The sequence below is a fragment of the Cupriavidus sp. 05N38 genome (assembly GCF_056397345.1).
Map to the genome: position 1 here is coordinate 85,439 of NZ_JBFTNF010000020.1, position 26,441 is coordinate 111,879.

25 protein-coding genes, 2 tRNA genes and 1 pseudogene are annotated in these 26,441 nt (G+C 66.1%); 14 read left to right on the plus strand and 14 right to left on the minus strand.

Annotated features, from left to right (window positions below):
- The first annotated feature begins 341 nt into the window (after positions 1-341).
- Positions 342-1,577 (plus strand): cation:proton antiporter domain-containing protein, encoded by a 1,236-nt coding sequence (locus AC1DK4_RS16750; protein ID WP_441619439.1) that lies wholly within the window; start codon positions 342-344, stop codon positions 1,575-1,577.
- Between the two features lie 6 nt (positions 1,578-1,583).
- On the opposite strand, the gene AC1DK4_RS16755 is transcribed toward AC1DK4_RS16750, so the two are convergent.
- Entirely contained in the window at positions 1,584-2,513 is a 930-nt protein-coding gene (locus AC1DK4_RS16755) for a LysR family transcriptional regulator (RefSeq protein ID WP_441619441.1), read from the minus strand.
- A 127-nt stretch (positions 2,514-2,640) separates the two neighbouring features.
- Here AC1DK4_RS16755 and AC1DK4_RS16760 point away from each other — a divergent pair, with 127 nt between their 5' ends.
- Complete coding sequence (locus AC1DK4_RS16760; protein ID WP_441619442.1) at positions 2,641-3,732, plus strand: YeiH family protein; 1,092 nt, start codon at positions 2,641-2,643, stop codon at positions 3,730-3,732.
- A 16-nt stretch (positions 3,733-3,748) separates the two neighbouring features.
- Here the strand turns inward: AC1DK4_RS16760 and AC1DK4_RS16765 are convergent.
- A tRNA-Leu gene (locus AC1DK4_RS16765) sits at positions 3,749-3,835 on the minus strand.
- Positions 3,836-4,031: 196 nt separating this feature from the next.
- Here AC1DK4_RS16765 and AC1DK4_RS16770 point away from each other — a divergent pair.
- The 3 genes from AC1DK4_RS16770 (at position 4,032) to AC1DK4_RS16780 (ending at position 5,521) form a co-directional block, all read left to right on the plus strand.
- Complete coding sequence (locus tag AC1DK4_RS16770) at positions 4,032-4,382, plus strand: hypothetical protein (protein WP_477131649.1); 351 nt, start codon at positions 4,032-4,034, stop codon at positions 4,380-4,382.
- 281 nt (positions 4,383-4,663) lie between these two features.
- Positions 4,664-4,927 carry a hypothetical protein gene (locus AC1DK4_RS16775; RefSeq protein WP_441619445.1) on the plus strand — a complete coding sequence of 88 codons (264 nt, stop codon included), beginning with the start codon at positions 4,664-4,666 and terminating at the stop codon, positions 4,925-4,927.
- Between the two features lie 183 nt (positions 4,928-5,110).
- Positions 5,111-5,521: a heme-binding protein gene (locus AC1DK4_RS16780; RefSeq protein WP_441619447.1), complete on the plus strand. Its 411-nt coding sequence runs from the start codon at positions 5,111-5,113 to the stop codon at positions 5,519-5,521.
- Between the two features lie 223 nt (positions 5,522-5,744).
- Here AC1DK4_RS16780 and AC1DK4_RS16785 read toward each other — a convergent pair whose 3' ends face one another.
- The 4 genes from AC1DK4_RS16785 to AC1DK4_RS16800 all read right to left on the minus strand — a co-directional run bounded on the left by AC1DK4_RS16785 (position 5,745) and on the right by AC1DK4_RS16800 (position 8,198).
- Complete coding sequence (locus AC1DK4_RS16785) at positions 5,745-6,074, minus strand: hemin uptake protein HemP (RefSeq protein ID WP_441619448.1); 330 nt, start codon at positions 6,072-6,074, stop codon at positions 5,745-5,747.
- A 260-nt stretch (positions 6,075-6,334) separates the two neighbouring features.
- Positions 6,335-6,748 (minus strand): ExbD/TolR family protein, encoded by a 414-nt coding sequence (locus AC1DK4_RS16790; RefSeq protein ID WP_441619450.1) that lies wholly within the window; start codon positions 6,746-6,748, stop codon positions 6,335-6,337.
- A 29-nt stretch (positions 6,749-6,777) separates the two neighbouring features.
- Positions 6,778-7,512 (minus strand): MotA/TolQ/ExbB proton channel family protein, encoded by a 735-nt coding sequence (locus tag AC1DK4_RS16795; RefSeq protein ID WP_477131650.1) that lies wholly within the window; start codon positions 7,510-7,512, stop codon positions 6,778-6,780.
- A gap of 29 nt (positions 7,513-7,541) precedes the next feature.
- On the minus strand, positions 7,542-8,198 hold the full coding sequence (locus AC1DK4_RS16800; protein WP_441619453.1) for an energy transducer TonB: 657 nt from the start codon (positions 8,196-8,198) through the stop codon (positions 7,542-7,544).
- Between the two features lie 499 nt (positions 8,199-8,697).
- On the opposite strand from AC1DK4_RS16800, the gene AC1DK4_RS16805 reads away from it, so the two are divergent.
- Positions 8,698-10,998 (plus strand): AAA family ATPase, encoded by a 2,301-nt coding sequence (locus AC1DK4_RS16805; RefSeq protein ID WP_441619454.1) that lies wholly within the window; start codon positions 8,698-8,700, stop codon positions 10,996-10,998.
- 29 nt (positions 10,999-11,027) lie between these two features.
- On the opposite strand, the gene murI is transcribed toward AC1DK4_RS16805, so the two are convergent.
- From murI to AC1DK4_RS16825, 4 genes are all read right to left on the minus strand, one after another.
- Positions 11,028-11,840: a glutamate racemase gene (murI, locus tag AC1DK4_RS16810; protein ID WP_441619456.1), complete on the minus strand. Its 813-nt coding sequence runs from the start codon at positions 11,838-11,840 to the stop codon at positions 11,028-11,030.
- Between the two features lie 104 nt (positions 11,841-11,944).
- Positions 11,945-13,468 carry a fumarate hydratase gene (locus AC1DK4_RS16815; RefSeq protein ID WP_441619458.1) on the minus strand — a complete coding sequence of 508 codons (1,524 nt, stop codon included), beginning with the start codon at positions 13,466-13,468 and terminating at the stop codon, positions 11,945-11,947.
- A gap of 205 nt (positions 13,469-13,673) precedes the next feature.
- Positions 13,674-14,228 carry a TIGR00645 family protein gene (locus AC1DK4_RS16820; protein ID WP_441619459.1) on the minus strand — a complete coding sequence of 185 codons (555 nt, stop codon included), beginning with the start codon at positions 14,226-14,228 and terminating at the stop codon, positions 13,674-13,676.
- 124 nt (positions 14,229-14,352) lie between these two features.
- Entirely contained in the window at positions 14,353-15,309 is a 957-nt protein-coding gene (locus tag AC1DK4_RS16825) for a DMT family transporter (protein ID WP_441619460.1), read from the minus strand.
- A gap of 305 nt (positions 15,310-15,614) precedes the next feature.
- On the opposite strand from AC1DK4_RS16825, the gene acs reads away from it, so the two are divergent.
- The 6 genes and pseudogenes from acs (at position 15,615) to AC1DK4_RS16855 (ending at position 21,135) form a co-directional block, all read left to right on the plus strand.
- On the plus strand, positions 15,615-17,597 hold the full coding sequence (gene acs / locus AC1DK4_RS16830; protein WP_441619462.1) for an acetate--CoA ligase: 1,983 nt from the start codon (positions 15,615-15,617) through the stop codon (positions 17,595-17,597).
- A 55-nt stretch (positions 17,598-17,652) separates the two neighbouring features.
- Positions 17,653-19,521 (plus strand): annotated as a pseudogene (locus AC1DK4_RS16835) (VC_2705 family sodium/solute symporter); the annotation flags it as partial.
- 59 nt (positions 19,522-19,580) lie between these two features.
- Positions 19,581-19,671: transfer RNA gene (locus AC1DK4_RS16840), tRNA-Ser, on the plus strand.
- Positions 19,672-20,183: 512 nt separating this feature from the next.
- Positions 20,184-20,555 carry a DUF5594 family protein gene (locus AC1DK4_RS16845; protein WP_441624040.1) on the plus strand — a complete coding sequence of 124 codons (372 nt, stop codon included), beginning with the start codon at positions 20,184-20,186 and terminating at the stop codon, positions 20,553-20,555.
- 78 nt (positions 20,556-20,633) lie between these two features.
- On the plus strand, positions 20,634-20,837 hold the full coding sequence (locus AC1DK4_RS16850) for a hypothetical protein (protein ID WP_441624038.1): 204 nt from the start codon (positions 20,634-20,636) through the stop codon (positions 20,835-20,837).
- An 82-nt stretch (positions 20,838-20,919) separates the two neighbouring features.
- Positions 20,920-21,135 carry a hypothetical protein gene (locus AC1DK4_RS16855; protein WP_441624036.1) on the plus strand — a complete coding sequence of 72 codons (216 nt, stop codon included), beginning with the start codon at positions 20,920-20,922 and terminating at the stop codon, positions 21,133-21,135.
- 73 nt (positions 21,136-21,208) lie between these two features.
- On the opposite strand, the gene AC1DK4_RS16860 is transcribed toward AC1DK4_RS16855, so the two are convergent.
- A complete protein-coding gene (locus AC1DK4_RS16860) occupies positions 21,209-22,489 on the minus strand; it encodes a serine hydrolase domain-containing protein (protein ID WP_441624034.1) in 1,281 nt (426 codons plus the stop codon).
- A gap of 168 nt (positions 22,490-22,657) precedes the next feature.
- Here AC1DK4_RS16860 and AC1DK4_RS16865 point away from each other — a divergent pair, with 168 nt between their 5' ends.
- A complete protein-coding gene (locus tag AC1DK4_RS16865; RefSeq protein WP_441624049.1) occupies positions 22,658-22,885 on the plus strand; it encodes a hypothetical protein in 228 nt (75 codons plus the stop codon).
- A gap of 90 nt (positions 22,886-22,975) precedes the next feature.
- A complete protein-coding gene (locus tag AC1DK4_RS16870) occupies positions 22,976-23,251 on the plus strand; it encodes a hypothetical protein (RefSeq protein WP_441624032.1) in 276 nt (91 codons plus the stop codon).
- Between the two features lie 665 nt (positions 23,252-23,916).
- Here AC1DK4_RS16870 and AC1DK4_RS16875 read toward each other — a convergent pair.
- The 3 genes from AC1DK4_RS16875 to AC1DK4_RS16885 all read right to left on the minus strand — a co-directional run bounded on the left by AC1DK4_RS16875 (position 23,917) and on the right by AC1DK4_RS16885 (position 26,390).
- Positions 23,917-24,303: a hypothetical protein gene (locus tag AC1DK4_RS16875; RefSeq protein ID WP_441624030.1), complete on the minus strand. Its 387-nt coding sequence runs from the start codon at positions 24,301-24,303 to the stop codon at positions 23,917-23,919.
- A 76-nt stretch (positions 24,304-24,379) separates the two neighbouring features.
- The gene (locus tag AC1DK4_RS16880) at positions 24,380-24,754 is read right to left on the minus strand and encodes an MliC family protein (protein WP_441624028.1); all 375 of its coding nucleotides are present in this window, start codon (positions 24,752-24,754) and stop codon (positions 24,380-24,382) included.
- A gap of 31 nt (positions 24,755-24,785) precedes the next feature.
- Entirely contained in the window at positions 24,786-26,390 is a 1,605-nt protein-coding gene (locus AC1DK4_RS16885; RefSeq protein ID WP_441624026.1) for a glycerol-3-phosphate dehydrogenase/oxidase, read from the minus strand.
- Positions 26,391-26,441 lie beyond the last annotated feature (51 nt).

The following is a 26,441-nucleotide window of genomic DNA, read 5'->3' on the forward strand; positions in this document are numbered from 1 at the left end:
CTCGGCGCTTATAGGGGCACATTGCCTGGCGATTCCGCGCTTTGACGCGCGGATGATCGTGTTACATTGCATGTCGTAGTCTTCACAGGGCGTTCAGGGGCTATCCGACCTGGAGCGCGCGCCCATGTCGTCCGCATGGACCGCGCCGCGTTGCGCCCGAGGGCTGCTGCAAGACTTCCGTTCCCGTTCTCCCCGATCAGCGTGGTATCTCCCTGGCCCTCCCGGCGTCGCACGCCGCGGTGCGCGGGGATGCCTTGTGGTCCCCGGCATTTGCACCGTGCGGGGGCGGGCGGGCCGTCCAGTCAATGCCTTCCCGGCACCCCACGAGGAATCCACAACGCATGCATCACGCTACCCCGCTTATCAGCACGATCGTCGGCGGCCTTGTCCTGGCATTCATCCTGGGTGCGCTGGCCAACCGGCTCAGGCTGCCCCCGCTGATCGGCTACCTGTGCGCGGGCATCGTGGTAGGGCCGCATACGCCGGGCTACACCGCGGACCAGGCGCTGGCGCCGGAGTTGGCGGAACTGGGCGTGATCCTGCTGATGTTCGGCGTTGGCCTGCATTTCTCGCTCAAGGACCTGATGGCGGTGAAGAAGATCGCCATCCCGGGCGCGGTGGTGCAGATCGCCATTGCCACGGTGCTCGGCATGTGCGTGGCGTGGGGCTTCGGCTGGGAGTGGGGGCCGGGCCTGGTGTTCGGCCTCGCGCTGTCGGTGGCCAGCACGGTGGTGCTGCTCAAGGCCTTGCAGGAGCGCGACCTGGTCGAGTCGCCGCAGGGGCGCATCGCCGTTGGCTGGCTGATCGTGGAAGACCTCGCGATGGTGCTGACGCTGGTGCTGCTGCCGGCGGTCGCCGGCTTGCTCGCGCCGGCGGGGGAGGGCGCGGATGCGGCGGCCGCGCCGGGATCCGGCGAGATCCTGTTCACGGTGTTCTCCACGCTGGGCAAGGTCGCGGCCTTCGTCGCGGTGATGCTGGTGGTCGGCCGCCGCTTTATTCCGTGGATGCTGGAGCGCATCGTCTGGACCGGCAGCCGCGAATTGTTCCGGCTCGCGGTGCTGGCCACGGCGCTGGGCGTGGCGTTCGGCGCCTACTCACTGTTCGGCGTGTCGTTCGCGCTGGGCGCGTTCTTTGCCGGCATGGTGCTGGCCGAATCGGAGTTCAGCCATCGCGCGGCGGAGGAGTCCCTGCCGCTGCGCGATGCATTCGCGGTACTGTTCTTCGTGTCGGTGGGCATGCTGTTCAATCCCATGGTACTGATCACGGATCCGTGGGGCGTGCTGGCCACGCTGTTTATCATCGTGGTGGGCAAGTCGGTGGCAGCGCTGTGCATCGTGCGCGTGTTCGGGCATTCCACGCGCACCGGCATGACCATTGCGGTCAGCCTGGCCCAGATCGGCGAGTTCTCCTTCATTCTCGCCGGCCTCGGCGTCTACCTGAAGATCTTGCCGGAGCGCGGCCAGGCGCTGATCCTGGCCGGCGCGCTGCTGTCCATCGTGCTCAATCCGCTGCTGTTCCACCTGCTCGACCGCTACAACGCGAAACAGCAGAGCGAAGCCGATCCGCAGCCGGCCTGAGCACGTCTATGCTGCGCCGTCCTGTTCCGCGCGGGCCTGTTCCGCGGCCGCGTCGCGGCGCAGATACTCGGTGAAGGCAAGCAGGCCCTGCGTAGGGTACTTGTCCTGGTGGACCACGAGCTGCAGCGGCCTCACCACATCGGGCAGGCCTTCGCGCAGCGCTACCAGCGTGCCGCGCCGCAGTTCGTCTTCCACCACCTGCAGCGACAGGCAGCTCACGCCGTAGCCGCTCATCACGGCGCGCTTGATGGCTTCGGTATTGCCGAGTTCCAGCGCAAAGCGCAATTCGCCAAGCAGTGGCGCCAGCCGCTGCTCGATGACCTCGCGCGTGCCCGAGCCGGGTTCGCGGACTACCCAGTCGGCGTCGCGCAAGGCGGCCAGGTCGCCGGGCCTGCCGGCCAGCGGATGCGCAGGGCCTACCACCACCACCATGACATCGTCGCGCCAGTGCGCGCTGCGCAGGTCGCGTTCGTGGCAGGTGCCTTCGATCAGGCCGATATCCGCTTCGAAGTGCAGTAGCGCTTGCAGCACGTCGCGCGTATTGCCGATGCGCATGTCCAGCGTGCACGGGCCGCTCTGCGCGTGGCGAAAGCCAGCCAGCAGGGCGGGCAGGATATAGCTGCCGATGGTGTTGCTGGCGGCGATGCGCAGCTGCACGCCGGGCTGGACGGTGAAGCGCTCCAGCTCATGCGCCTGGTCGAGCAACGACAGTGCGCGCGGGAAGAACATCCGGCCGGTTTCATTGATGCTGAGCCGGCGCGCGACGCGATCGAAGAGCGCGCCGCCCAGCGCGGTTTCCAGGTCCGCCAGCGCGGCGCTCACGGCCGACTGGGACATGGCCAGTGCTTCCGCCGCCGCCACCGTGCTGCCGTGCTGCGCTACGGCGACAAAGACGGAAAGCTGGCGCAGGGTGAGGCGGAGCGGGCGCTGGTTCATATCTGAAATTCAGGTAAGGTAAAACGATATTACCTGTTTTACAGGTTTAGGGCGGCTCAGTACTCTGAGGTCATCTTCCAATACGTCCCGAAGCCGCCTTGCTGCAGGGATAAATAGCGAGCCTGCCATGTCTTCCGCACCCTCGACCGTAGCTGCCAATCTCGGCGCCGAGCCGCCTTCATGGGCTGCCAGGTTACTGACACTGCTCCCGCTAGGCTTCATTGCCTGGCTGGCGATGGTCTTCTCGGCGCATCCCGCGGTCTCGCACCTGGGCATGAGCGCGCTGACGCTGGCGATGTTTGCCGGCATGATCGCGGGCAATACCTTGCCGCAGCGCTGGCTGACGCCGCTGGCGCCCGGCATGCAGCTGGCCCGCCAGCAGTTGCTGCGCCTCGGCGTGGCGCTGTACGGGCTGCGGCTGACTTTCGGCGCCATCGTCGATCTGGGCGCGGCCGGCGTGCTGGTGCCGCTGGCCATGCTCGTGGCGACGCTGCTGGTCGGCGTCTGGATCGGCACTTCCCTGCTGGGCCTGAGCCGGCGCGAGGCGATCCTGGTGAGCGCGGGCAGTGCGGTATGCGGCGCTGCCGCGGCCATCGCGGTGGCTTCCGTGGTGCGCACCGATGACCGGCAGACCGCGGTGGCAGTCGCCACCGTCGTACTGTTCGGCACGGCCGGCATGCTGCTCTATCCCTATCTGTTCGAACTGGCCACGCAGCACTGGCACTGGGCCATCAGCGAGCGCACGTTCGGCATCTACACGGGGGCAACGCTGCACGAGGTGGCRCAGGTCATCGCMTCGGGCAAGATGGTCAGCGACGCCACCGCGGACGCCGCGGTGGTGGCGAAGATGGTGCGGGTGCTGGCGCTCGGGCCGTTGCTGCTGGTGCTGGCATTGTGGCCGAAGGCGCATGCCGAAGGCGCAGACGAGGCCGCGCACGGTGCACGCCCCTGGCGCGCGATCCTGAAGGCCGTGCCGTGGTTCGCAGTCGGGTTTGTGGCGGTCATGGCCGTGCATTCCGCCGGCATGGTGCCGCAGGACTGGAAGCCCGCGCTGCTGGCCTTCGACAACTGGCTGCTTGCCTGCGCGATGCTGGCGATCGGACTGCACACGCGCATCGGAACCTTGCTGCGCGCAGGACGCAAGCCGCTGGCGCTGGCTGGCGCACTGTTCGTGTTCCTGGTGTTGGGCGGTGCGCTACTTTGCGGCGCGGTGGCCTGAGCGGATGGAATGCTGCTGGTGCGGCCGACGGGGGTCGAACCCGTAAGCCCGGAAGGGCGGCAGATTTTAAGTCTGCTGAGTCTACCAATTTCTCCACGGCCGCACGGCAAGCCCGGTATTGTGTTCGGTTGGGCGCGGTGATGCAAGCTCCGCGCTACGCAACCGCAAGCCGGGGCGGCCATGTGTATATGTGGCGCTTGTTACGCCTCGTAACAATGTAGAACCCCCGGTTTCACCTGGAATTCGGGTAGCCCCTACAATACGGCTTATCGAATAACGACTTGCAAGAGGCAAGGATCATGAAACGTTGGCTGCTCGCAGGACTTGCATTGCTGGGGGTGATGRCATCGGGTGCGGCAATGGCGCATGTCAGCGTCGGCGTGGCGGTCGGTGTTCCCGGCGTGGTGGTTGGCGGCCCGGCGTACTATCCGCCGCCCGCGTACATTGCAGCACCTCCGGTGATGGTAGCTCCCGCGCCGGTCTACTATGGTCCGCCGCCGGTCGTGGTGCGTCCGGCCCCGGTCTACTACGGCCCCGGCTATTACGGCCCGCGCTACTATGGTCGCGGCTATTACGGTCGCGGCTACTACGGTCGCGGCGACTATGGCCCGCCGGGACACTGGCGCCACGAGCATCGCCACTGGCGATAAGCATGAACGATCTGTCTTGCGCGGATCGTAAAAAAGGGCCCCGCGGGGCCCTTTGATTTTTCCGGCGCATCCCGGAAAAGCACTGCCGACGCGGCAAAACGCTGGTGGTTCCCGCGCTGGTAGTGGGGTCAAATTATTTGAATAGTTTCATCAAACGGTTGGCTGGATCTTTATTAGGGTTTTCACCTACACTGCCTGTGTTGCACTGCGATGAAATGATTCCGCAAAGTTGTTCTCGTCCAGTGCCGCTCCAGCACACTACTACCCAAAAGGATCCGACCATGAAGATCAAGAACAGCCTGGTGGCGATCGTAGCACTGACCGCGCTTTCCGCACTCTCCGCTTCCGCATTCGCCGCTGGCATCGCCAAGGCCGACCCCTACACCGACGGCGCCAAGATGGGCAAGGTTGACCCGTTCACCGATGGCGCCAAGATGGGCAAGGTTGACCCGTTCACCGATGGCGCCAAGATGGGCAAGGTTGACCCGTACACCGACGGCGCCAAGGTTGGCGATCGCCGCGACCAGTTCACCGACGGAGCCTGACAAGCTCTGGCAGCGTTGCGCACGGCAGCGCTGCAGTCAGCAAAAGGCCCGCCTCGCGCGGGCTTTTTGCTTTCCTGGGTTCATGGCGGCCACAGGCAGTGTGCCGTGGTCATGCCAATGTCCGGGGCGCTATACTTCCGGCTCATTGAACTGAATTACCGAACCGATTTCGAGGAGAGTGGTATGCAGCAAAAAACCGTGCTGACGGCAGACGATGTGAAAAAGGTGCTGGCCGCAGCAGAGGTCGAGGCCAAGAATCACCACTGGGCGGTGTCGATCGCCATCGTGGATGATGGTGGCCACCTGCTGGCCCTGCTGCGCCTGGACGGCGCCGCGCCGATCTCGAGCTACCTCGCCACCGAGAAGGCGCGCACGGCGTCGCTGGGCCGCCGCGAGTCGAAGGTCTACGAAGACATGATCAACAACGGCCGTCACTCGTTCATGACCGCGCCGATGCTGCAAGGCATGCTCGAAGGTGGCGTGCCCATCATCGTCAATGAGCAGGTGGTGGGCGCCGTCGGCGTGTCGGGCGTGAAGTCGACCGAAGACGCGCAGATCGCGCGCACCGGCATCGCCGCCCTGGTGGGCGTCTGAGGCTTGCCCCCAAGGCTGTAGAAGCACCTGCCGGCGGGGAGCCCCGCTCACTGCCGGCGGCACTGGCGCCAACCGCGCCGGATCGCTGTCTTGCCTGCCGTGCCGCGGCCGTTGCCGGCCGTGCGCACTGCCTGCGGGTTCCCGCGGGCGTTTCTCCCGACGCAGTCCCTTCCTTCCCTTCCTTGTGGCATGCGCTGCCGCGGCGACCGCGCGGCAGGGGGACTTACTTCGTCAGGATCAGCTTGCCGTAGCGCGTGATGCGCAGCGTGTAGACCTCGCCGTTGTGCAGGATCGGCAGCAGGTTATTGCCGCGCATCAGCGTTTCCAGCGGCACCGCATCGCTCGCCGGCGCGGCGGGCAGGCTGTCGCGCACAAGGGCTTCGAGGCGCGCGGGCAGGGCGGCCACGGCGGACTTCATCGATTCGATTGCCGCGCTGGCCGTGGTCTCGCGCCGCGCTTGCGCGGGCTTGCCAGGGGCGACCTCGATCCGGCGCAGGGACAGGCGGCGACGGGTGACTGCGGGTTGCGACAGCGGCAGGGTCAGAGTGCTCATCGGTAGGCTCCGGTCCGGTGGTCTGTGGTGGCGAAGCGGGCTGCGCGCCATCACGACCGGGTTCAAGTTGGTCTAATCTTAAATGAGAACCGTTATCATTACAATAGCGTTTTTCAATGGCCCGATGCAAAAACCTGGCGCTGTCTGCGGCGTGCGACAAGGCCCTGCAAGAGAGCAGGGGAGAGGGCGACGAAAGGCATCACGCCAAATAAAAAAGGGCACTCCGTGGAGTGCCCTTTTCGCTGCTTGCTTCAACCGGCTCAGTGCTTGGGCTCGGTGATGAAGCCAATCTTGCCCAGCCCGCCGTGCTGCGCGGCAGCCATGACTTCGGCCACGCGTTCGTAGCGGACGTCGCGGTCGGCGCGCAGGTGCAGTTCAGGCTGCGGCTGCTGCTGGGCCGCCTCCGAGATGTTGGCGTCGAGCGCTGCCTCGTCCACCTCGACCTGGTTCCAGAACACCTTGCCGGCCGCATCGATCGACAGGTTGATGCTCTGCGGCTTGGGATCGTTGGGCGTGTTGGTTGCGCGCGGCAGGTCGATCTTGACCGCGTGGTTGATCACGGGAATGGTGATGATGAAGATGATCAGCAACACCAGCATGACGTCGACCAGCGGCGTCATGTTGATCTCGCTCATCACCTCGTCATCGTCTCCGTCGAGGGTACCGAATGCCATGATGACTTCCTTCTTGCCTTGCTGCGGCCTTACTGGTTCTTGACGGCGAGGCGCATGCCGGCATCGTCGGTGGCGCCACGGGAATTGCTCGGGCGCACGCGGGCGCCGGTCACGAAGTATGCGTGCAGGTCGTGGGCAAAGCGATTCAGCTTGGAGATCACGCCCTTGTTGCCGCGGCTCAGCGCGTTATAGCCCAGCACTGCCGGGATCGCCACGGCCAGGCCGAACGCGGTCATGATCAGCGATTCGCCCACCGGGCCGGCCACCTTGTCGATGGTCGGCACGCCGGAGGCGCCGATATTGATCAGTGCATGGTAGATGCCCCAGACGGTGCCGAACAGGCCGACGAACGGCGCGGTCGAGCCGACCGATGCCAGCACTGCCAGGCCGGACTGCATGCGCGCGACGGCGTCGTCGATGGCGCTCTTGAGCGAGCGGGTCAGCCAGTCGGAAATGTCCATCACGTCATGCAGCTGGGGCTGGCTGGCGCGGTGGTGCTGGGTGGCTTCCTTGCCGGTCACGGCGAGCGTGCGGAACGGGTTGGCATCGTTGCCGCCGAGCGTCTCGAGGGCATGGTCGAAATCGTCGGAATGCCAGAAGCGCTTCTCCGCGCCGTGGGCCATCTTCTTCAGGCGGACAAGATCCCATGCCTTGGTGAGGATGACGATCCACGAAGCCAGCGACATGATGAGCAGAATGATGGCGGTSGCKCGCATGACGAAATCGCCTTGCGWCCAGAGATGCGAAAGTCCTAGGTCCTGCATGATGGTTCCTGGTGAGGTCGGTATTGAAATCAGTTGAGTTCGAAGCCGATCGGCTGCTGGGCGGTGACCGCCACGGCGCGACCGTTATCCATGTATGGCTTGCAGCGCATGCGCTGGACCGCATCCACGGCGGCCTGGTCCAGGCGTGAGGACCCGCTCGAGCTGACGATCGCGGTCTTTACCACCTTGCCGCTCTCATCCGTGGTCAGGCGGACAACGGCCTTGCCGGTTTCGCCCATGCGACGCGATTGCGACGGATAAGCCGGTTGCGGCGGCGTGCACTGGATTTCACCGATGCCGACGGCGCGCGGCGCGGACGACACGGGAGCGGCCGGCTCAGGCGCAGGTGCCGGCGGCGCAGGCGGCGCGGGCGGTGCCGGCGGCGCTTCCACGGCGTTTGGCGTGGGCGGCAGCGACGGTACCGGCAGCGGCGTGGGCCTGGGCTGCGGCGGCGTGGGCTTGGGCGTAGTGACCTTGACCTGCTTGGGCGGGGTTTCCGGCTTTGGCTTGGGCGTCTCGACCGCAGGCTTCTGCGGTGGTTCGAGCGGGATGATGCGGGCGACGATTTCGGGGGAGATCACGGCTTCCGTGATCTTGCGCCCCAGCCCGCTCTGGATCAGGTAAAGCAGGCCGACGTGGAACAACAGGACGGCTAGCGTGATCTTGAGAAAACGTTGATCGAACATGTGAAAACAGCAGATGTCGGCGGTCTGGCGCGGCGCCGGCTTTATTAGCGATAGGGCCTATTTGCGATAGAACAGGATCAGCGAGATGCCACAACCGACCAGCAAGCTAAGCAGCAATTCCATGATAAACGCTCCTTCAACAGGGTATGCCGGTGGGAGCGCCGCTCTAGGGGCAGCGTGTCAGGCCATCAGTATAAACGATAATGATTCTTATTTGTTGGCATTCTGCGCAATGCGGCCTTTCGTGGAGGCGAGATCATTTCGTGCTCGCCCTCCGCGGTCTTGCGGCGGCCGGCTTCTTTCGTTCGCGCAGCCGTCTTTATACGCCGATTTTGCTTTTGCTTTCCACTCCCGCAACCGATGGCCAGGCAAAATTCGCGGCCCTTACGGCACAGGGTTGCCGGCAATGCCCGATCTGCCACAAAGCGCGCTAGCATAGGAAAAAAGAAGAGCAATTCGTCGCGCCCCGACGGCGCTCCCCGTGCGAGAGGATCAGGCCATGGACTTCACCCGTTTCGCCGATGATGACCGCTCGACGCTCCTGCGTGCCGCTGCCGGCTCGCCGTGCACTTCCGCGCTCGACTGGATGTGCGCCCAGTTCGCCCTGCGCGTGGTGTGCGCGCTGGGGCCGCGTTTCAACCTGCGCAGCAATATCAACGACATCCTGACCGTCAGCGCACAGGACATGGTGTGGCCCTACGGCGTGGTGTTGCGCGTGCAGCGCTTCCTGGCCGCGCGCTGCGCCGACATGCCCGCCTGGAAGGGCGCCGCGCGCCTGACGCCGGAGGAATTCCTGGAGCGGCACGGCCAATGGAACAGCGCCTTCGACGAGAGCGCGCTGTTCTACTACCTCGACGAATACGTCAAGCACCACGCCAAGGACATGTTCGCCGTGTTCGACGTCTCCGCGGCCGCGCTGGCTACGCGCCTGGACGGCGAGCGTGTGCTGCTGGTGCGCAATATCGACATGCTCAGCCACGTGCTGGACTTGCCGGAGCATGAGCGCAAGCTGCTCTTGTACGCCGCGCTGGCCAAGTACAAGCGCGACCTGCGCGCCGTGATGGTGGACTGCAAGGTGGCGCATAGCCAGGAGGCCTTCCAGATCCTGGCCGGGCTGACCGGCGCCAGCCCGGCAGCGGTGGCCGCCTCGCTGCGGCCCGGCTCGCGCCTGGAGACGCTCAACCTGATCGAGCAGCCGCTGCCCGAGAACAGCGTGACCGACCTCGGCGACCTGATGCGCCTGTCCGACCGCCTGCTGCACGTGCTGCTGGGCAACTACGCCAACGAGGCGGAGATGATGGCTGTGTTCACGCGGCCTGCCGCGGCGCCCACGCTGGGCACCGGCGACTATCCGCACGTCGAGACCGATGCGCGCTATCTCTCGGCGCTGCTGTCCAACGCCACCAGCCAGCACGCCTGCGGGGTCAACGTGCTGATCTACGGCCCGCCCGGCACCGGCAAGACCGAGTTCGCCAGGCTATTGGCGCGCGAAGCAGGCTGCGAGCTGTACGAAGTGGATTGCCTCGACCGCGACGGCAACAGCCTCTCGGGCAAGGACCGCTATCGCTCGCTGCAGGTGTCGCAGGCCTTCCTGCGCGGCCGCCCGCGCACGGCGCTGCTGTTCGACGAGGTGGAGGACGTGTTTCCCGGCAGCGCGCGCGAGCTGACCAGCCTGTTCGGGCAGGAAGATCCACGCGGCTCGGTGAACGGCAAGGCGTGGGTCAACCAGACGCTGGAGCAGAATCCGGTGCCGGTGATCTGGATATCCAACTCGATACGGCAGATCGACCCGGCCTACCTGCGCCGCTTCCAGTTCCACCTGGAGCTGAAGATCCCGCCGCCACTGGTGCGCGAGAACATCATCCGCAAGCACCTCGGCGCGCTCGACGTGAGCGATGCCTTTATCGCCTCTCTGGCCGCGCGCAAGACGCTGACCCCGGCACAGGTGCAATCGGCTGCGCGCTTCGTGCAGCTTGCCCGGCCGGGCGTGGCCGAGCCGGTGGAGGCGCTCATCCTGCGCCAGCTCGACCATGCCGACCGTGCCATGGGCCTGCGCCCGGAGGCGGAGGTGCGTCCGGTGGTCACGCACTATCGCCTCGACTATCTCAACCTCGAGACGCGCTACGAGGTGGGGAAGATCGTGCAGGCGCTCAAGGCGCGCCAGCGCGGCACGTTGTGCTTCTACGGGCCGCCCGGCACCGGCAAGACGGCGCTGGCGGAGCATATCGCTACGGCGCTGGAGCAGCCGCTGATGATCCGCCGCGCCTCTGACCTGATGAGCAAATACGTGGGCGAGACCGAGCAGCAGATCGCCGCCATGTTCGCGCGTGCCGAGGAAGACGGCGCGGTGCTGCTGCTCGACGAAGCCGACAGCTTCATGCAGAGCCGCCAGAACGCCGTGCGCAACTACGAGGTCTCCGAAGTCAATGAGATGCTGCAGGGCATGGAGCGCTTCAACGGCATCTTCGTCTGCACCACCAACCTGTTCGAGCGCATCGACGAAGCCGCGCTGCGGCGTTTCTCGTTCAAGATCCGCTTCCTGCCACTCAAGCCGGATCAGCGCGCGGCGATGTTCGTGGAGGAAGCGCTGGACGGCGATGCCGAACGGCTTGACAGCACCATGCGCGAGGAACTGGCCCGCATGGATTGCCTGACGCCGGGCGACTTCGCCACCGTCAAGCGGCAATGCGGCTTGCTGGGCGAGTCGCTGACGCCAGACGAATTCCTGGCGCAACTGCGCCAGGAACATGCGGTCAAGCCCGACGTGCGGCAGCGGCGGCCGCTGGGCTTTCTCCAGTAGCGGGGCGGGCAGGAGGACGGCGAGTCGGCTCAGCCGAGCGCGGGCGCGGGCTCGATCGCCACCATCTCGGTGCGTGCCTCCACATGCAGCAGCGCGGCGGCCATGTCGCGCAGATGCGCCGCGTCCCTGGTCGTGACGTAACGGTCGCGGGGCGCCGCCCCGGGCCCGGCGGCCAGGCCGTGCTCGGCCAGCTTGCGCTGCAGCTGCCGCGCAATGGCGCTGCCGGTATCGACCAGCGCCAGCCGTTCGCCGACCATGCCGCGCACGGTGTCGGAAAGGAAGGGGTAGTGCGTGCAGCCGAGCACCAGCGTGTCGGCGCCGGCGTCCAGCATCGGCGCCAGATACGCGTCGAGCTTTTCGCGCACGGCCGGTCCGGAGATATCGCCTTGCTCGATCAACGACACCAGTCCGGCACCGGCCTGGCAGACGAAGCGGCTCTCGCCTTCGAGCGAGGCCAGCAGCCGCGCGAACTTCGCGCTCTTCAGGGTGTTGCCGGTGGCCAGCACGCCAACCACCTTGCTGCGGCTCGCGGCGGCTGCCGGCTTGAGGCCGGGCTCGACGCCGATGATGGGCAGCGCCAGCCGTTCGCGCAGCGTGTGCACCGCATGCATGGTCGCTGTGTTGCAGGCGATCACGAGCGCCTTGCAGCCCTGCGCCACCAGCCACTCGCAGGCCTGCAGCGTGCGCTCCTCGACAAAGCGCTCGGGCTTCTCGCCATAGGGGTTGTACCTTGAGTCGGCCAGGTATAGCAGCGACTCGTGCGGCAGCAGGGCGCGGACCTCGCGCAAGACCGACAGGCCGCCAAGCCCGGAATCGAAGATGCCGATGGGTGCGTTGTTCACGAGTGCGTGGGGCATAGTGGAAAACAGGGGAGGCCGGCAAGCAAAAAGCCGGGTCGAGCGACCCGGCTTTGCGTCGACAGCGAGGCTGTCATCGAGCAGCCGACTTACAGCGCGGCGACCGGGATCTTGGCAATCTTGGCCTGCCATTCGGCGGGGCCGGTCTTGTGCACCGAGGTGCCTTCGCTGTCCACGGCCACCGTCACGGGCATGTCCTTGACGTCGAACTCGTAGATCGCTTCCATGCCGAGGTCCTCGAAGCCGACAACCTTCGCATGGCGGATTGCCTTGGCCACCAGGTAAGCCGCGCCGCCGACCGCCATCAGGTAGGCCGACTTGTGCTTCTTGATCGCCTCGATCGCCACCGGGCCGCGCTCGGCCTTGCCGATCATCGAGATCAGGCCGGTCTCGGCCAGCATCATCTCGGTGAACTTGTCCATGCGCGTGGCGGTGGTCGGGCCGGCCGGCCCCACGGCTTCATCGCGCACCGGATCCACCGGGCCGACGTAGTAGATCACGCGGTTGGTGAAATCGACCGGCAGCTTCTCGCCCTTGGCCAGCATGTCGGCGATGCGCTTGTGCGCGGCGTCGCGGCCGGTCAGCATCTTGCCGTTGAGCAGCAGGGTCTGGCCCGGCTTCCACGAAGCGACTTCCTCGGGCGTGAGAGTGTTCAGGTCGACGCGCTTGGAGGTCTCGGTGTTCGGTGCCCACTCCACCTTCGGCCAGGCCGACAGGTCAGGCGCCTCGAGCTTGGCCGGGCCGCTGCCGTCCAGCGTGAAGTGCACGTGGCGGGTGGCCGCGCAGTTCGGGATCATCGCCACCGGCTTGGAAGCCGCGTGGGTCGGGTAGCCCATGATCTTGACGTCCAGCACGGTCGCCAGGCCGCCCAGGCCCTGCGCGCCGATGCCCAGCGCGTTGACCTTCTCGTACAGTTCGACGCGCATTTCCTCGATCCAGTCCTGCGGGCCGCGGGCGATGATGTCCTGGATGTCGATCGGATCCATCAGCGATTCCTTGGCCATGACCATGGCCTTCTCGGCGGTGCCGCCGATGCCGATGCCCAGCATGCCGGGCGGGCACCAGCCGGCGCCCATGGTCGGCACGGTCTTGAGCACCCAGTCGACGATCGAGTCGGACGGGTTGAGCATGACGAACTTCGACTTGTTCTCCGAGCCGCCGCCCTTGGCCGCGACCTGGATGTCCACCGTGTTGCCCGGCACCACTTCATAGTGGATCACGGCCGGTGTGTTGTCCTTGGTGTTCTTGCGGCCACCTTCGGGCGGGCTGACGATGGAGGCGCGCAGCACGTTGTCCGGATGGGTGTAGCCGCGGCGCACGCCCTCGTTGATCATGTCCGACAGCCCCATGGTGGCGCCATCCCAGCGCACGTCCATGCCCACCTTGACGAAGATCGTGACGATGCCGGTGTCCTGGCAGATCGGGCGCTTGCCCTCCGCGCACATGCGGCTGTTGGTCAGGATCTGCGCGATCGCATCCTTGGCGGCCGGACTTTGTTCCAGCTCGTAGGCTCGGCCCAGGCTGGTGATGTAGTCCATCGGATGGTAGTAGCTGATGTACTGCAGGGAGTCGGCGACGCTCTGGATGAGGTCTTCTTGCTTGATGACAGTCATTTTTATGGGGGGACAGTCGAGGGGAAATTCAACCCGGGATGATACACCGCGGCGGGGGCGGGCGCCGGCCTGCATGCGCGTGTCGACATTGCGGAAAGTGACTCGGGGGGCGTGGCGTGCGGCGTACCCGACACCCGTGCCGCGGGCAAAAAAAACCGCAGCCGGGGCTGCGGTTTCATGGCCGGCAGTGCGCGGCACGCCAGGCTCAGTGTGCCTTCTCGTGCCCGCCCGCGGGCGGGGCATGCGACACCAGCTTGTCCACGAAAGCCATTGCCACTGCCGACAGCAGGAAAGAGAGGTGGATGATCACCTGCCACATGATGGTGTTCGGGGCACGCTGGTCGGCGTCGATGAAGGTCTTGAGCAGGTGGATCGAGGAGATGCTGATCAGCGCCATCGACAGCTTGACCTTGAGCACGCCGGCGTTGACATGGTCGAGCCATTCCGGCTCGTCCGGGTGGTTGTCCAGCCCCAGGCGGGAGACGAACGTCTCGTAGCCTCCGACGATCACCATGATCAGCAGGTTGGAGATCATGACTACGTCGATCAGGCCCAGCACGACCAGCATGAACTTGGTCTCGTCATACTCGGTCGCGTGCGCCACCAGGTGCCAGACCTCGACGCCGAAGTGATAGACGTAGACCGCCTGCGCGACGATCAGGCCGAGATAGAGCGGCAGTTGCAGCCAGCGCGAAGAGAAGATCAGGCTGGCAAGCGGGTTGAGCCGCCTGGGCTGGTTCGACATGGGATTCGATGCCATGGGTATTGAAAGCTGGTCGTAAGGGAGAGGCCGCGATTGTACATTGCGCAGATTTCGCAAATCCCGCAAATACCGCGAATCGCGCAAATCCCGTACATCCAGCACATCCGGCATTTCGACCCGCTCAGCCTGCCCGATCCCGGCCAGTGCCGCCCGCTGCGTTCCTGTCGTCCCGCCACGCCCGGCTGGCGAGCGGCCCCGGCCAGCTTGCCAGCGCGATGCCGGCCAGCACGCAGGCCAGCGCCACGCCATGCGCCCAGCCCGGCTGCTCGCCCAGGAAGACGATCCCGTAGGTGGCCGCCGCAACCGGCAGCACTGCGGTGAACACACCGGCCAGTTGCGCCGGCACATGGCGCACGCCCTTCATCCACAGCCAGAACGAGAAGATGCTGGCCGACAGCGCGTACCACAGCAGCATCAGCCAGATGCCGGCGGGGACGGAGGTCATGTCGAACGTCAGCAGCGGCACGAGGCCCAGCGGCAACATCAACAGCCCGCCGATCAGGTGCGTGTACGCGCAGATCTCGATGGCGGCAAGCGTTTGCGCCAGGCGCCGCGACAGGATCACGTAGATCGACTCGCAGATCACCGCGCCCATGATCATCAGGTTGCCGAGCAGCGCATGCCCGCCGCTGTTCACGCCGCCGCCACCGCCATGTTCCGGTCCGCGCGCCACGTTCAGCACCACGATGCCGGCCACCGCCAGCAAGACCGAGAAGACCGTGCGGCGCGACAGGCGTTCACGCAAGATCAGCCAGGACAACAGGGCGACCGTGGCCGGGATGGTGCTGGTGATCACGCCCGCGGCCATGGCGCTGGTCAGGCGCACGCCGCCCAGCATCAGCAGCGTGAACAGGAAGGTGCCGAAGAACGCCTGCAGGAACAGGTTGGTCCACTCGCCGCGCGACACGGCTCGCATGCGCGCGGGCCGGTACCAGGGCGCCAGGCATGCGATGGCGATGGCAAAGCGCAGCAGCGCGAACAGCAGGATCGGCACATAGGCCACGATGGCCTTGCCCAGTCCGACATTGCTGCCGACGAGGGCCATCGCGGCGATCAGGAGGAGGGAGTGGATAGGCAAGGCGGCRTGGCGTGCGCGTGCTGCGTGCGGCGCACGGAAACCCGGCGAATGCCGCAGCGCCATGTTGGGAATAGGGCTCGCGGCATTATAGCTGTGCTAGCCTAATGGAGAAGGCTGCACATCGCCACGCGGACGGCTTCGTGGAGGGCGTGCCTGGCTGGCGGCGCCCGTGTGCATGCTGCGTTGCAGCAGGGCAGGGCCGATTTCGGGCGGGTTTGCCGCTGCCAGGCACCACGTCAGGATTCAGTAAGCCGTCGGGCGTAAGTTTGCAGCCAAGCAGCCACGCCAAATCAGGAGACAAATAAATGTCCGCCATCGAATCGGTGATGCAGGAGCATCGCGTTTTCAATCCCCCGGAGTCATTCGCAAAGCAGGCCGCAATCCCCAGCATGGAGGCCTACCAGGCACTATGCGACGAGGCCGGGCGCGACTACGAAGGCTTCTGGGCACGCCATGCGCGCGAGCAGCTGCACTGGAGCAAGCCTTTCACCAAGGTGCTCGACGAAAGCAATGCACCGTTCTACAAGTGGTTCGAGGACGGTGAGATCAATGCCTCCTACAACTGCCTGGACCGCAACCTGGACAACGGCAACGCCGACAAGGTGGCGATCGTCTTCGAGGCCGACGACGGTGGCGTCACCAGGGTCACCTACCGGCAGCTGCACGCCAAGGTCTGCCAGTTCGCCAACGGCCTCAAGGGGCTCGGCATCAAGAAGGGCGACCGCGTCGTCATCTACATGCCGATGTCGGTCGAAGGCGTGGTGGCCATGCAGGCCTGCGCGCGCATCGGCGCTACGCACTCGGTGGTGTTCGGCGGCTTTTCCGCCAAGTCGCTCCAGGAGCGCCTGGTCGACGTGGGCGCGGTCGCGCTGATCACCGCCGACGAGCAGATGCGCGGCGGCAAGGCGCTGCCGCTCAAGGCCATTGCCGACGAAGCGCTGGCGCTCGGTGGCTGCGAGGCAGTGAAGAACGTGGTGGTGTATCGCCGCACCGGCGGCAAGGTCGCCTGGACCGAAGGCCGCGACCGCTCGATGGAAGACGTCGCCAAGGGCCAGCCGGAAACCTGCGAGGCGGAGCCGGTCAGCGCCGAGCACCCGCTCTTCGTGCTCTACACCTCCGGCTCCACCGGCAAGCCCAAGGGCGTGCAGCACAGCACCGGCGGCTACCTGCTGTGGGCGCTGATGACGATGAAGTGGAGCTTCGACGTCAAGCCCGACGATCTCTTCTGGTGCACCGCCGACATCGGCTGGGTCACCGGCCACACGTATATCGCCTATGGCCCGCTGGCCGCCGGCGCTACCCAGGTAGTGTTCGAAGGCGTGCCCACGTATCCCGACGCCGGCCGCTTCTGGGACATGATCGCGCGCCACAAGGTCAGCATCTTCTACACCGCGCCGACCGCGATCCGCTCGCTGATCAAGGCCGCCGACGCCGACGAGAAGATCCATCCCAAGCAATACGATCTGTCCAGCCTGCGCCTGCTGGGCACGGTGGGCGAGCCCATCAATCCCGAAGCCTGGATGTGGTACTACCGCAATATCGGCGGCGAGCGCTGCCCGGTCGTGGATACCTTCTGGCAGACCGAGACCGGCGGCCACATGATCACGCCGCTGCCGGGTGCGACGCCGCTGGTGCCGGGTTCCTGCACCTTGCCGCTGCCGGGCATCATGGCTGCCGTCGTCGATGAAACCGGGCAGGACGTGCCCAACGGCAGCGGCGGCATCCTGGTGGTCAAGCGCCCGTGGCCGTCGATGATCCGCACCATCTGGGGCGATCCGGAACGCTTCAAGAAAAGCTACTTCCCCGAAGAACTCGGCGGCAAGCTCTACCTGGCCGGCGACGGCGCGATCCGCGACAAGGAGACCGGCTATTTCACCATCATGGGCCGCATCGACGACGTGCTCAACGTCTCGGGCCATCGCATGGGCACCATGGAAATCGAGTCGGCGCTGGTGGCCAACCCGATCGTGGCCGAAGCCGCCGTGGTGGGCCGCCCGGACGACATGACCGGCGAGGCCATCTGCGCGTTCGTGGTGCTCAAGCGCTCGCGCCCCAACGAGGAAGAGGCCAAGCAGATCGCTGCCGAGCTGCGCAACTGGGTGGGCAAGGAAATCGGCCCGATCGCCAAGCCCAAGGACATCCGCTTCGGCGACAACCTGCCCAAGACCCGCTCCGGCAAGATCATGCGGCGCCTGCTGCGCTCGCTGGCCAAGAACGAGGAAATCACGCAGGATACCTCCACGCTGGAAAATCCCGCGATCCTGGACCAGCTCAAGCAGGGCCAGTAGCAATAGCAATAGCAATAGCGGAATTACGCGCCGGCCCGCCGGCACGCCCCGTGCGTGCCGCACCTCGGACCTCAATGAATACTATGTAGCCGGCCGCCGGGTACCCGCCATGTTCAACGGCATGGCGATCGCCGCCGACTGGATGAGCGCCGCGTCGTTCATCGGCCTGGCCGGCATCCTGTTCGCGTCGGGCTACGACGGGCTGGCCTATGTGATGGGCTGGACCGGCGGCTATTGCCTGGTGGCCTTCCTGCTCGCGCCGTATCTGCGCAAGTACGGCGGCTACACCATCCCGGATTTCCTCGCGGCGCGCTATGGCAACGGCAAGCCAGGCGGCAACATGCCGGTGCGCGCCATCGCCGTGCTGGCCGCGTCGCTCTGCTCCTTCGTCTACCTGGTGGCGCAGATCCAGGGGGTAGGGCTGATCGTCACGCGCTTTATCGGCGTGGAGTTCGCCGTCGGCGTGTTCTTCGGCCTGGCCGGCATCCTGGTCTGCTCCTTCCTCGGCGGCATGCGCGCGGTGACGTGGACCCAGGTGGCGCAGTACATCATGCTGATCGTGGCCTTCCTGGTCACGGTATCGATGATCGCGTGGAAACATCATCACGATGCGCTGCCGCAGCTCAGCTACGGCACGCTGTTGTCGCAGCTCGATGCGCGCGAGCGCAGCCTCGAACGCGATCCTGCCGAGCGGGCCGTGCGTGAGTTCTACCGCCAGCAGGCGATCCGGCTGCAGGAACGCATTGCCAGGCTGCCGCGGTCATTCGCCGAGGAGCGCGATGCGCTGTCCGCGCGCATGCAGGATCTGCGCTTGCGCAATGCGCCGCTGCGCGAGATCAAGGCCGTCGAGCGCGAGCGGGTGGAGTTTCCGCGCGACGCGGCGGCGGCCCAGCGGCAATGGAGCCAGCAGCGCGAAGAAGCGCTCGCGCGCAGCCAGCCTTCCACGCCTTCCACCGAGCCCTATCCCTCCGCCTCGGAAGCGGAGCGCAAGACCAAGCGCCTGAACTTCGTGCTGCTGGTGTTCTGCCTGATGCTCGGCACCGCCAGCCTGCCACACATCCTCACGCGGCTCTACACCACGCCGTCGGTCAAGGAAACGCGCAACTCGGTAGCCTGGGCCGTGTTCTGCATCGCATTGCTCTACGTCTCGGCGCCCACGCTGGCCGCACTTGTGAAGTACGAATTCTTCCAGCACCTGGTCGGCACGCCCTACGCCGAACTGCCCCAGTGGGTAGTGCAGTGGCGCAAGGTCGATCCGCCCGTGTTCGGCATCAGTGACGTCAACGGCGACGGCATCGTGCAATKGGCCGAGATCCTGATCCAGCCCGACATGATCGTGCTTGCGGCCCCCGAGATCGCCGGCTTGCCCTACGTGATCTCCGGGCTGGTCGCGGCCGGCGCGCTGGCGGCCGCGCTGTCCACCGCCGACGGCCTGCTGCTCACCATTGCCAACGCGCTGTCGCACGACGTCTTCTATCACATGGTCGACCGCGGCGCGAGCCACCAGCGGCGCGTCACCACCGCCAAGATCGTCCTGCTCGGCGTAGCGCTGTTTGCCTCCTACGTCACGTCGCTGCGTCCGGGCAATATCCTCTTCCTGGTCGGCGCGGCGTTTTCGCTGGCTGCCTCCAGCTTCTTCCCGGTCCTGGTGCTGGCCATCTTCTGGCGCCGTACCACCGCCGCCGGCGCCGTCGCCGGCATGGTCGCGGGGCTGAGCGTGGCGGTCTACTACATCTTCGTCAACTATCCGTTCTTCACGCGCATGACCGGCATCTTCGGCAACCGCTGGTTCGGGGTCGACCCGATCGCCTCGGGTGCCTTCGGCGTTCCCGCAGGGTTCGCGGTGGCGATCATCGTCAGCCTGCTGACGCCACGCAACGCGCCAGTGATCGACCGGCTCGTGACCTACTTGCGACGCGGCTAGCGGTCGCATCACGAAACACTGGATTTGCTGGACAAGTCTGCTATAATCGCCGACTTCCCGGAGAGATGGATGAGTGGTTGAAGTCGCACGCCTGGAAAGCGTGTATAGGTTAATAGCCTATCAGGGGTTCGAATCCCCTTCTCTCCGCCAGAATCTGGCAGACATGCTCGTCAATCGACATGTGGCATGTCCGTAAAAAAGGCCCGCAAGCAATTGCGGGCCTTTTTCTTTGGCTGGCTTTTCTTGCTTCGCCGCCCTTTGTATCAAGCCGGACAGCTCGGTGACTTGGCCGGCACTTCACCGTGCGCGTGCGGTAGGCAGCAAGAGCGGGCAACAAAAGCGGGCAACAAAAACAGGCAATAAAAAAGCACCTCCGCAAAGGTGCTTTGGTTTCTCACCGCAGGTGAGAGGGGGGATCCGAACCGGGTCGGCAAACGCACTAGGATCCGGTTCGGACTTTGCAGGCCCAATCGGCTTGCACGATCTCACTGCCTTGCTGGCCAGTTTGATCATTCTGCGACTTACCTTCGCTTGCTATGCGTGTCTCGGTCGGCAGGACTTCAGTATAGGTCGGCAGCGGCAGGGGTCAACCAGAGTTTCGGYGCACCTGGCCGCGCGGGGCTCGCATGCTACGATCCCGGGAAAGACCGGAAGAGACAAACGTGAGCCATGACATTGCCGCGCGCTTCGACGCGGAATACGCCCCGCGCATCGCACAGGCGATCGCCAGGTTGTTCGGACAGCGCATCCATGTGGAACTTGTGCAGGATGAGAGTCCCGCGCGGATTCGGATCTACGGCGAGCCGTTCGACGAGGCGCGGCGCTTCAGGCATCCCTTGAATGTCTACCTGTCCTGGGACGGCCTCGAGGTGGAGGCCCTGTTCGCGGCCGGCGGCGAGGTGAAGTTCGCGCACTATCTCGCGGCGCTGCCGGGCAAGATGCGCGCGTGGCAGGTGCCGCGGCAGATCGATTTCGGCACGCGTTCGCAGGCCGACCCGATGGTGCTGCTGGGCGGCCTCGATTTCGAGCACTGAACGCGGTCCCGCCCGCGCCGCCGCCCCGTGGCGCGGGCTCGTGCTACAGTGCCCGGATGCGTTCTCCGGAGGAGCATCATGTCCAAGGATTCCACGCCGCATCTGCAGGCGATCGTCCAGACCGCGCCGCAGGCCGGCCGTTACGTATGGGTGATCACGCTGGTTGATTTCGACGCGCGGCTGGTCAAGCGCAATATCGTTTCCGACGATACCTTCACAACCTCGGACGCCGCGCGCGTGGCTGGCGACGCCCAGCTCAAGGCGATGGCGGCGGACAAATAGCGGCCGCCCGCGCTACGGGCAAGCGCGCCCCGGGTGGTGGCCCGGGTTGCTCCGGCCGTGCGCGTACGGCGTGGGAGCAACGATGAACCTTTGCGATGCGTGCGCGCAGATCCGGCCGGGCTCTACCGGCGGCACCGGACATCCGCGGCTGCTGTTGACCGATACACAGCGCATCAAGCCGCGCGGCGAGCCCGCCATCACCTTTGCCACCTATACGTGCGCGGACTGCGGCTGCCGCTGGCGCCACGAGAGCGACAAGAACGGAAAGGGACCCGGCTGGTCCATGGAGCCCGCCTGACGCAATCTCCGGGCGGGGCGCGACATCGCTGCCTCGCCACCTTGCCGCCTTCCCGCCTTCCTGCCTTCCTGCCTCAGGGCGTCATCGCAGCGTAGACCGTGTTCCTGAACCACGCACGGTAGTACTCGCGCTGGCCTGGCGCCTGCATCATCCAGATGGCGACGGTCTTCTCTTGCGGATCGACCCAGAAGTAGGTGCCGCCGACCCCGCCCCAGTAGAAATCCCCGACCGATCCCGCCGTGGCCGGCCCGCCGGTGCTCAGGCGCGTGCCGAAGCCCAGGCCGAAGCCGTAGCCCGGTCCCGGCAGGTAAGCGGGTCCGCGCGCCTGCGATGCGAGGCGGATCGGGCCGAGATGGTCGGCGGTCATGTTGGCCACGGTCTTCGGCGACAGCAGCCGCACGCCATCGAGTTCCCCGCCGTTGAGCAGCATCTGCGCAAAGCGGAAATAGTCCGCCGCGGTCGATACCAGGCCGCCGCCGCCGGATTCGAGCCTGGGCGCGCGGCGGATATCGATCAGGCTGACCGCCACCTTGCTGTCGGGATCGGTGGCGAAGGGCTCGGCGATGCGGCCTTGCTGCGCCGCCGGCACCCAGAAGCCGGTGTCCTTCATCTGCAATGGCGCGAAGATGCGCTGCTGCAGGTGTGCGGCCAGTGTCTGGCCGGACACGCGTTCCAGCAGGGCGCCGAGCACGTCGGTGGAGCGACTGTATTCCCACGTCGTGCCGGGCTGGAACTGCAGCGGAACCTTGGCCAGGTGCGCAATGAACTCACCGTTGCTTTGCTCGGTGGCGTCCACGCCCGCGCGCTTGTATTCGTCCTTGACCAGGGACTTGCCGAACACGCCGTAGGTCAGGCCCGAGGTATGGCGCAGCAGGTCCTGCACGGTCATCTCGCGCTGCGCGGGCACCAGCCCGAGCTCCGGCTTGCCGGCCGCATCGGTCTTCTCCACGCCGACCTGCAGTCCTTTGAGTTCGGGCAGATACTTCGAGACCGGGTCGGCCAGTTGCACGCGGCCGTCCTCGACCATCATCATCACCGCAACCGAGACGATCGGCTTGCTCATCGAGTAGATTCGGAAGATGGCGTCCTCGCGCATCGGCACCCTGGCGGCGGCATCCTGCCAGCCGATGGCCTGGGTGCTGACGAGGTTGCCATTGCGCGCGAGCAGGTACACCGCGCCGGGAATGCGGCCCTGGGCCACGTCCGCGCGTACGCGCGCGCTCATGTTGTCGAGTTGCGGGGCAGAGAAGCGGGTGGTCAGCGGCGTGGCGTTCTGCGTGTTCTGCATGGAAGCCGGCGTGGCGCAAGCGGCCAGCACCGCCGCCGCCAGCACGGGCAAAGTGCTTCTGATCATTTGTCTCATCCTTTGTCTTGTTGTTGTATTTGGCTACGCTTTGCCGAAGGGCTCGATTCCGGCAAAGGCATCGTGATCATCGCACGCGTGGCGACGCGCGTGTATCAAGGCTCACCCGGATCGGCCGGCGTGCCATGCTACGATCCGGACAACGTATTGGAGGTGAAGATGGCAAAGCACGTGTTCTCACGTAGCCAGTACCTGGCGATCCTCAACGAAAGCCTGAAGAATGATCCGCGCTGGCAGCCCGGCATGGCCTTCGTCTTCCTGCCGCCTGGCGCCGACGCGGCCAGTGCGAGCGGGGTGGGATGCACCGGGCCCGCGTCCGCGCTGCCGGTGTTTGCGGAGATCGAGCGCGTGGCCGCCGACCTGATCGAAGTGCGGGGCGAGGAATAGCCGGTGCGCTAGGCCCCGGGACATTGCCGGCCGTGGCCGGCGCCGACCTGCGTACAATACCGCCCCAGACTGACTCTAGCGGAACATGCCGTGAAAAAGACCGACCTCGAAAAGAACAAAGCGCTGAAGCTCGCCAATAGCCTGAAGCTGTCCTCGGCCGCGCACGGCGTGCGCGAAGCCGGCCAGGCCAAGATCGATCGCCGCGAGCAGCGCCGGCTGGACCAGGAGCAGGGCCTGGTGCCGTTCGCCTGCAAGCTCGACGGCGAGATCGTCAAGCGCCTGCAGGCGCTGGCGCCCGCCCACCCGGGTGGCATGAGCGGGCTGCTGAAGGAAGCGCTCGAACGCGGATTGCCCGCGTCTGCCTGAGATTCATCGCCGATGTTGGTCGCCGGTGCAGCCATTGATGTGGCTGGCATCGCAGGATGCGTGCCGGTGATGTGACGCATCGGGCGCCATGACCGGCCGGCGCCGGTTGCCCGTCAGGCGTTGCAAAGCAAAACGCCCGCTGTAGCCAGCGGGCGTTTTGCTTTTGTTGCTGTTGTCTCTTGCATGTCTTCTTGCCTTGCGCGCGAAGACGCCTCATGGTTCCCGTTGCATCAATGCACGAACAGCCAGATCAGCAGCAGCACGAAGGCCGGGACACCGAGCAGCCAAGCGAGGATATAGGGCATGATTTCTTTCCTTTCTATCGCTGTTTTCCACGGTTCCAATATAGGGAGCGGTCAACGCGCGCGATGTCCGGCGACTTCCCCTTGCGCTGTAGGACGGGACTGACCTGGCAGGGATGACGGAACGTGGGCGCAGGCGATCGCCGAGAGCAACCGAGAGCAATTGCCGGAACGGTCCGGCAGCGGCGCGCGGCGTGGCAAGGGCTGGCGGGAAAGGCGAAGGGGGAAGGGGGAAGGGGAGAGCAGAGGGGGAAAGGGCGCGCGTGGCAGGGGTGGCGCCATCGCGCGGGCAATGACGGCGCTCAGGCCGTCATCCCGGTGTGACTGCCGGAATCCTGCTGGCAGCCTGCTGGCAAAGGGCGTTCAGGCCTCTTCGCCATCCTCTGACTCGAGGAAATCGCGGCGCTGCAGCCAGTTTTCGATGGCTTCGTCGCAGACTTTCTTGAGCTTGTTCTTGTCCGGCAGGTTGTCGAACAGCTCGAAGTTCACCAGCGCCAGGCCGGCGTCGGTGATGTAGAACAGCCGGCCAGGCTCGTCGTAATGCACGATACGCCCGTCGATGCCGCTTTCTTCGCTGTCGGCCGGCATGTCTTCCAGTTCCACCACCCGGCAGGTGAAGCGCGGGGTGCGGGTATGGGTCAGATATTCAAACTCGTCATGCATCACCTCGCCGCCCTTGGGCGTGAAGATGGCGAAACCCCAGATAAAGCGGGGCATCGGCAGATCGGACAGATCATCAATCTCGTCCATGGTGTTCTCCCTGATTCGATAACCCGCATTATCGCTCACCGGGGGCCCGCGCGAACAATGTTATGCAGCGGAGCGCCTATTTCACGGCCTTGCAATTGGCATAGACGGGGGGCGCATCGTCGCCTTGCGTCAGGTCCTGGAGCCTGCCTTCGTCGCCCTTGGTGATCCATTGATGGATGCCGTGCGAGTAGCGGGCGCCGGAGCCGGTCAGCACGCTGACGAACAGCAGCGGCTTGCCGTCGAGCCGCACGATGGCGATCTGGTTGTCGGGGCTGTTGAAGTAGCGCGCGGTGAGCCGCTTGCCCGCGTCGCACTGGTAGTGCACGGTGACAGGCGCGTCGAAACGCACACCGTCGATGGCGGGTTTGGCAGCCGCCGGGAAGGCGGCCACGCCAACGGCGCCGGCCAGCGCGGCGGCCGCGAGGCAATGCCTGGGAGGACGCAGCGGCATGGAGGCTCCTGGTTGCGGTGGCGTGCGCGCGTCAGGACAGCATATAGCCGCTGGCCAGCGAGCGGAAGCTCTCCACTTCCGCGGCCTGCCAGGCCGCGTCGTGGCCATGCTCTTCGGCCAGGATCGCCGCCACGCGCGGCGCAGCCGCAATGGCGGCGCCGGCTTCGAGGAACAGCGCGCGGTTGCGTCGCGCCAGCACATCTTCCACGCGCCGTGCCAGCTCGTAGCGCGCGGCGAAGCGTACATGGGCGGCGCTCAGGCCGGAGCCCGGCACGAGGATTTCCTCCTTGCCGGGGAGGGCGCGCAGCATGCCGAGTTCATTGCCGTAGTAGCGGTCGGGCGAACTGCCGCCGGGGGCCGGCAGGTCCGCGGGCAGGCCCTTCGCGCCGTGCAGCTGCAGCTCGCCGGTCACGCATGGCGCCGCGGGCAGCATCTGGCGCTGGATCGCGGTGCCGACCACGTCCTCGGCCATCTTGCGGTAAGTGGTCCATTTGCCGCCGGTGACGGTGATCAGGCCGGCCTTGGACACCAGGATGGTGTGCTCGCGCGAGAGCGAAGCCGTGGAGGCTTCGCCGGTGGCCTTGACCAGCGGACGCAGGCCGGCCCAGACGCTGGTCACGTCGGCGCGGGTCGGTGTGCGCGACAGGTAGCGTGCCGCGGTCTCCAGGATGAAATCGACATCGTCGGCCCCGGCGCGCGGTTCCAGCGGCAGGTCCTTGCGCGGCGTATCGGTGGTGCCGACGATGGTGTGGCCGTTCCAGGGCACCACGAACAGCACGCGGCCGTCATCGGTCTTGGGAATCAGGATGGCCCGTTCGCCCGGCAGGAAGCTGCGCGGCAACGTCAGGTGCACGCCCTGGCTGGGCGCCACCATGCCGCGCGCCTGGCCGTCTTCCATCTGGCGGATGGCATCCACCCACACGCCGGTGGCGTTGACCACGCAGGATGCCTTGAGGTCGAAGCTGGCGTCGCCCAGCACGTCCTTGACGGTGACGCCGTCGATCACGCCGTTCTTCTGCGACAGCCCGCTCACGCGCAGGTAGTTGATGGCGGTGCCACCCACGTCGAACAGCGTGCGCATCAGCGCGATGGCGAGGCGGGCATCGTCGAACTGGCCGTCGAAGTACAGGTTGCCGCCGCGCAGCGGCCGCCCGCCCACGTGCTCGGCCAGCGTCGGCGCGGCGGCCAGCGTCTCGCGGTGGTTCAGCCAGCGGCTGCCGGACAGGTTGAGTCCGCCGGCCAGCATGTCGTAGACCTTCAGGCCGATGCCGTAGAAGGGCTGGTCGAACAGCTGGTAGGCCGGCACCACGAAGCCCAGCGGCCACACCAGGTGCGGCGCGTTGCGCGCCAGCAGGCCGCGTTCGTGCAGCGCCTCGCGCACCAGGCTGATATTGCCCTGCGCCAGGTAGCGCACGCCGCCGTGGACCAGCTTGGTGGCCTTGCTCGAGGTGCCCTTGGCGAAGTCGGCGGCTTCCACCAGCAGCGTGCGGTAGCCGCGCGAGGCGGCGTCCACCGCGGTGCCGAGACCGGTGGCGCCGCCGCCGATGACGATCACGTCCCACTTGGGCTCGCGCTCGAGCGTGGCGAGCAGCGCGGCGCGGTCTGGCGGGAGGGTGGGGGAGAACAGTTTCTGCATGATTCCTTGTTCGATGCGAATGCGCTTGGCGCGGGTGCTGCTATCTATGTG

What these genes read in the sequence shown, in the direction of transcription:
- AC1DK4_RS16750 (WP_441619439.1), top strand. Translation starts at nt 342, where the DNA reads ATGCATCACGCTACCCCGCTTATCAGCACGATCGTCGGCGGCCTTGTC.
- AC1DK4_RS16755 (WP_441619441.1), bottom strand. Translation starts at nt 2,513, where the DNA reads ATGAACCAGCGCCCGCTCCGCCTCACCCTGCGCCAGCTTTCCGTCTTT.
- AC1DK4_RS16775 (WP_441619445.1), top strand. Translation starts at nt 4,664, where the DNA reads ATGAAGATCAAGAACAGCCTGGTGGCGATCGTAGCACTGACCGCGCTT.
- AC1DK4_RS16780 (WP_441619447.1), top strand. Translation starts at nt 5,111, where the DNA reads ATGCAGCAAAAAACCGTGCTGACGGCAGACGATGTGAAAAAGGTGCTG.
- AC1DK4_RS16785 (WP_441619448.1), bottom strand. Translation starts at nt 6,074, where the DNA reads ATGAGCACTCTGACCCTGCCGCTGTCGCAACCCGCAGTCACCCGTCGC.
- AC1DK4_RS16790 (WP_441619450.1), bottom strand. Translation starts at nt 6,748, where the DNA reads ATGGCATTCGGTACCCTCGACGGAGACGATGACGAGGTGATGAGCGAG.
- AC1DK4_RS16800 (WP_441619453.1), bottom strand. Translation starts at nt 8,198, where the DNA reads ATGTTCGATCAACGTTTTCTCAAGATCACGCTAGCCGTCCTGTTGTTC.
- AC1DK4_RS16805 (WP_441619454.1), top strand. Translation starts at nt 8,698, where the DNA reads ATGGACTTCACCCGTTTCGCCGATGATGACCGCTCGACGCTCCTGCGT.
- AC1DK4_RS16815 (WP_441619458.1), bottom strand. Translation starts at nt 13,468, where the DNA reads ATGACTGTCATCAAGCAAGAAGACCTCATCCAGAGCGTCGCCGACTCC.
- AC1DK4_RS16820 (WP_441619459.1), bottom strand. Translation starts at nt 14,228, where the DNA reads ATGGCATCGAATCCCATGTCGAACCAGCCCAGGCGGCTCAACCCGCTT.
- acs (WP_441619462.1), top strand. Translation starts at nt 15,615, where the DNA reads ATGTCCGCCATCGAATCGGTGATGCAGGAGCATCGCGTTTTCAATCCC.
- AC1DK4_RS16850 (WP_441624038.1), top strand. Translation starts at nt 20,634, where the DNA reads ATGTCCAAGGATTCCACGCCGCATCTGCAGGCGATCGTCCAGACCGCG.
- AC1DK4_RS16855 (WP_441624036.1), top strand. Translation starts at nt 20,920, where the DNA reads ATGAACCTTTGCGATGCGTGCGCGCAGATCCGGCCGGGCTCTACCGGC.
- AC1DK4_RS16860 (WP_441624034.1), bottom strand. Translation starts at nt 22,489, where the DNA reads ATGATCAGAAGCACTTTGCCCGTGCTGGCGGCGGCGGTGCTGGCCGCT.
- AC1DK4_RS16865 (WP_441624049.1), top strand. Translation starts at nt 22,658, where the DNA reads ATGGCAAAGCACGTGTTCTCACGTAGCCAGTACCTGGCGATCCTCAAC.
- AC1DK4_RS16875 (WP_441624030.1), bottom strand. Translation starts at nt 24,303, where the DNA reads ATGGACGAGATTGATGATCTGTCCGATCTGCCGATGCCCCGCTTTATC.
- AC1DK4_RS16880 (WP_441624028.1), bottom strand. Translation starts at nt 24,754, where the DNA reads ATGCCGCTGCGTCCTCCCAGGCATTGCCTCGCGGCCGCCGCGCTGGCC.
- AC1DK4_RS16885 (WP_441624026.1), bottom strand. Translation starts at nt 26,390, where the DNA reads ATGCAGAAACTGTTCTCCCCCACCCTCCCGCCAGACCGCGCCGCGCTG.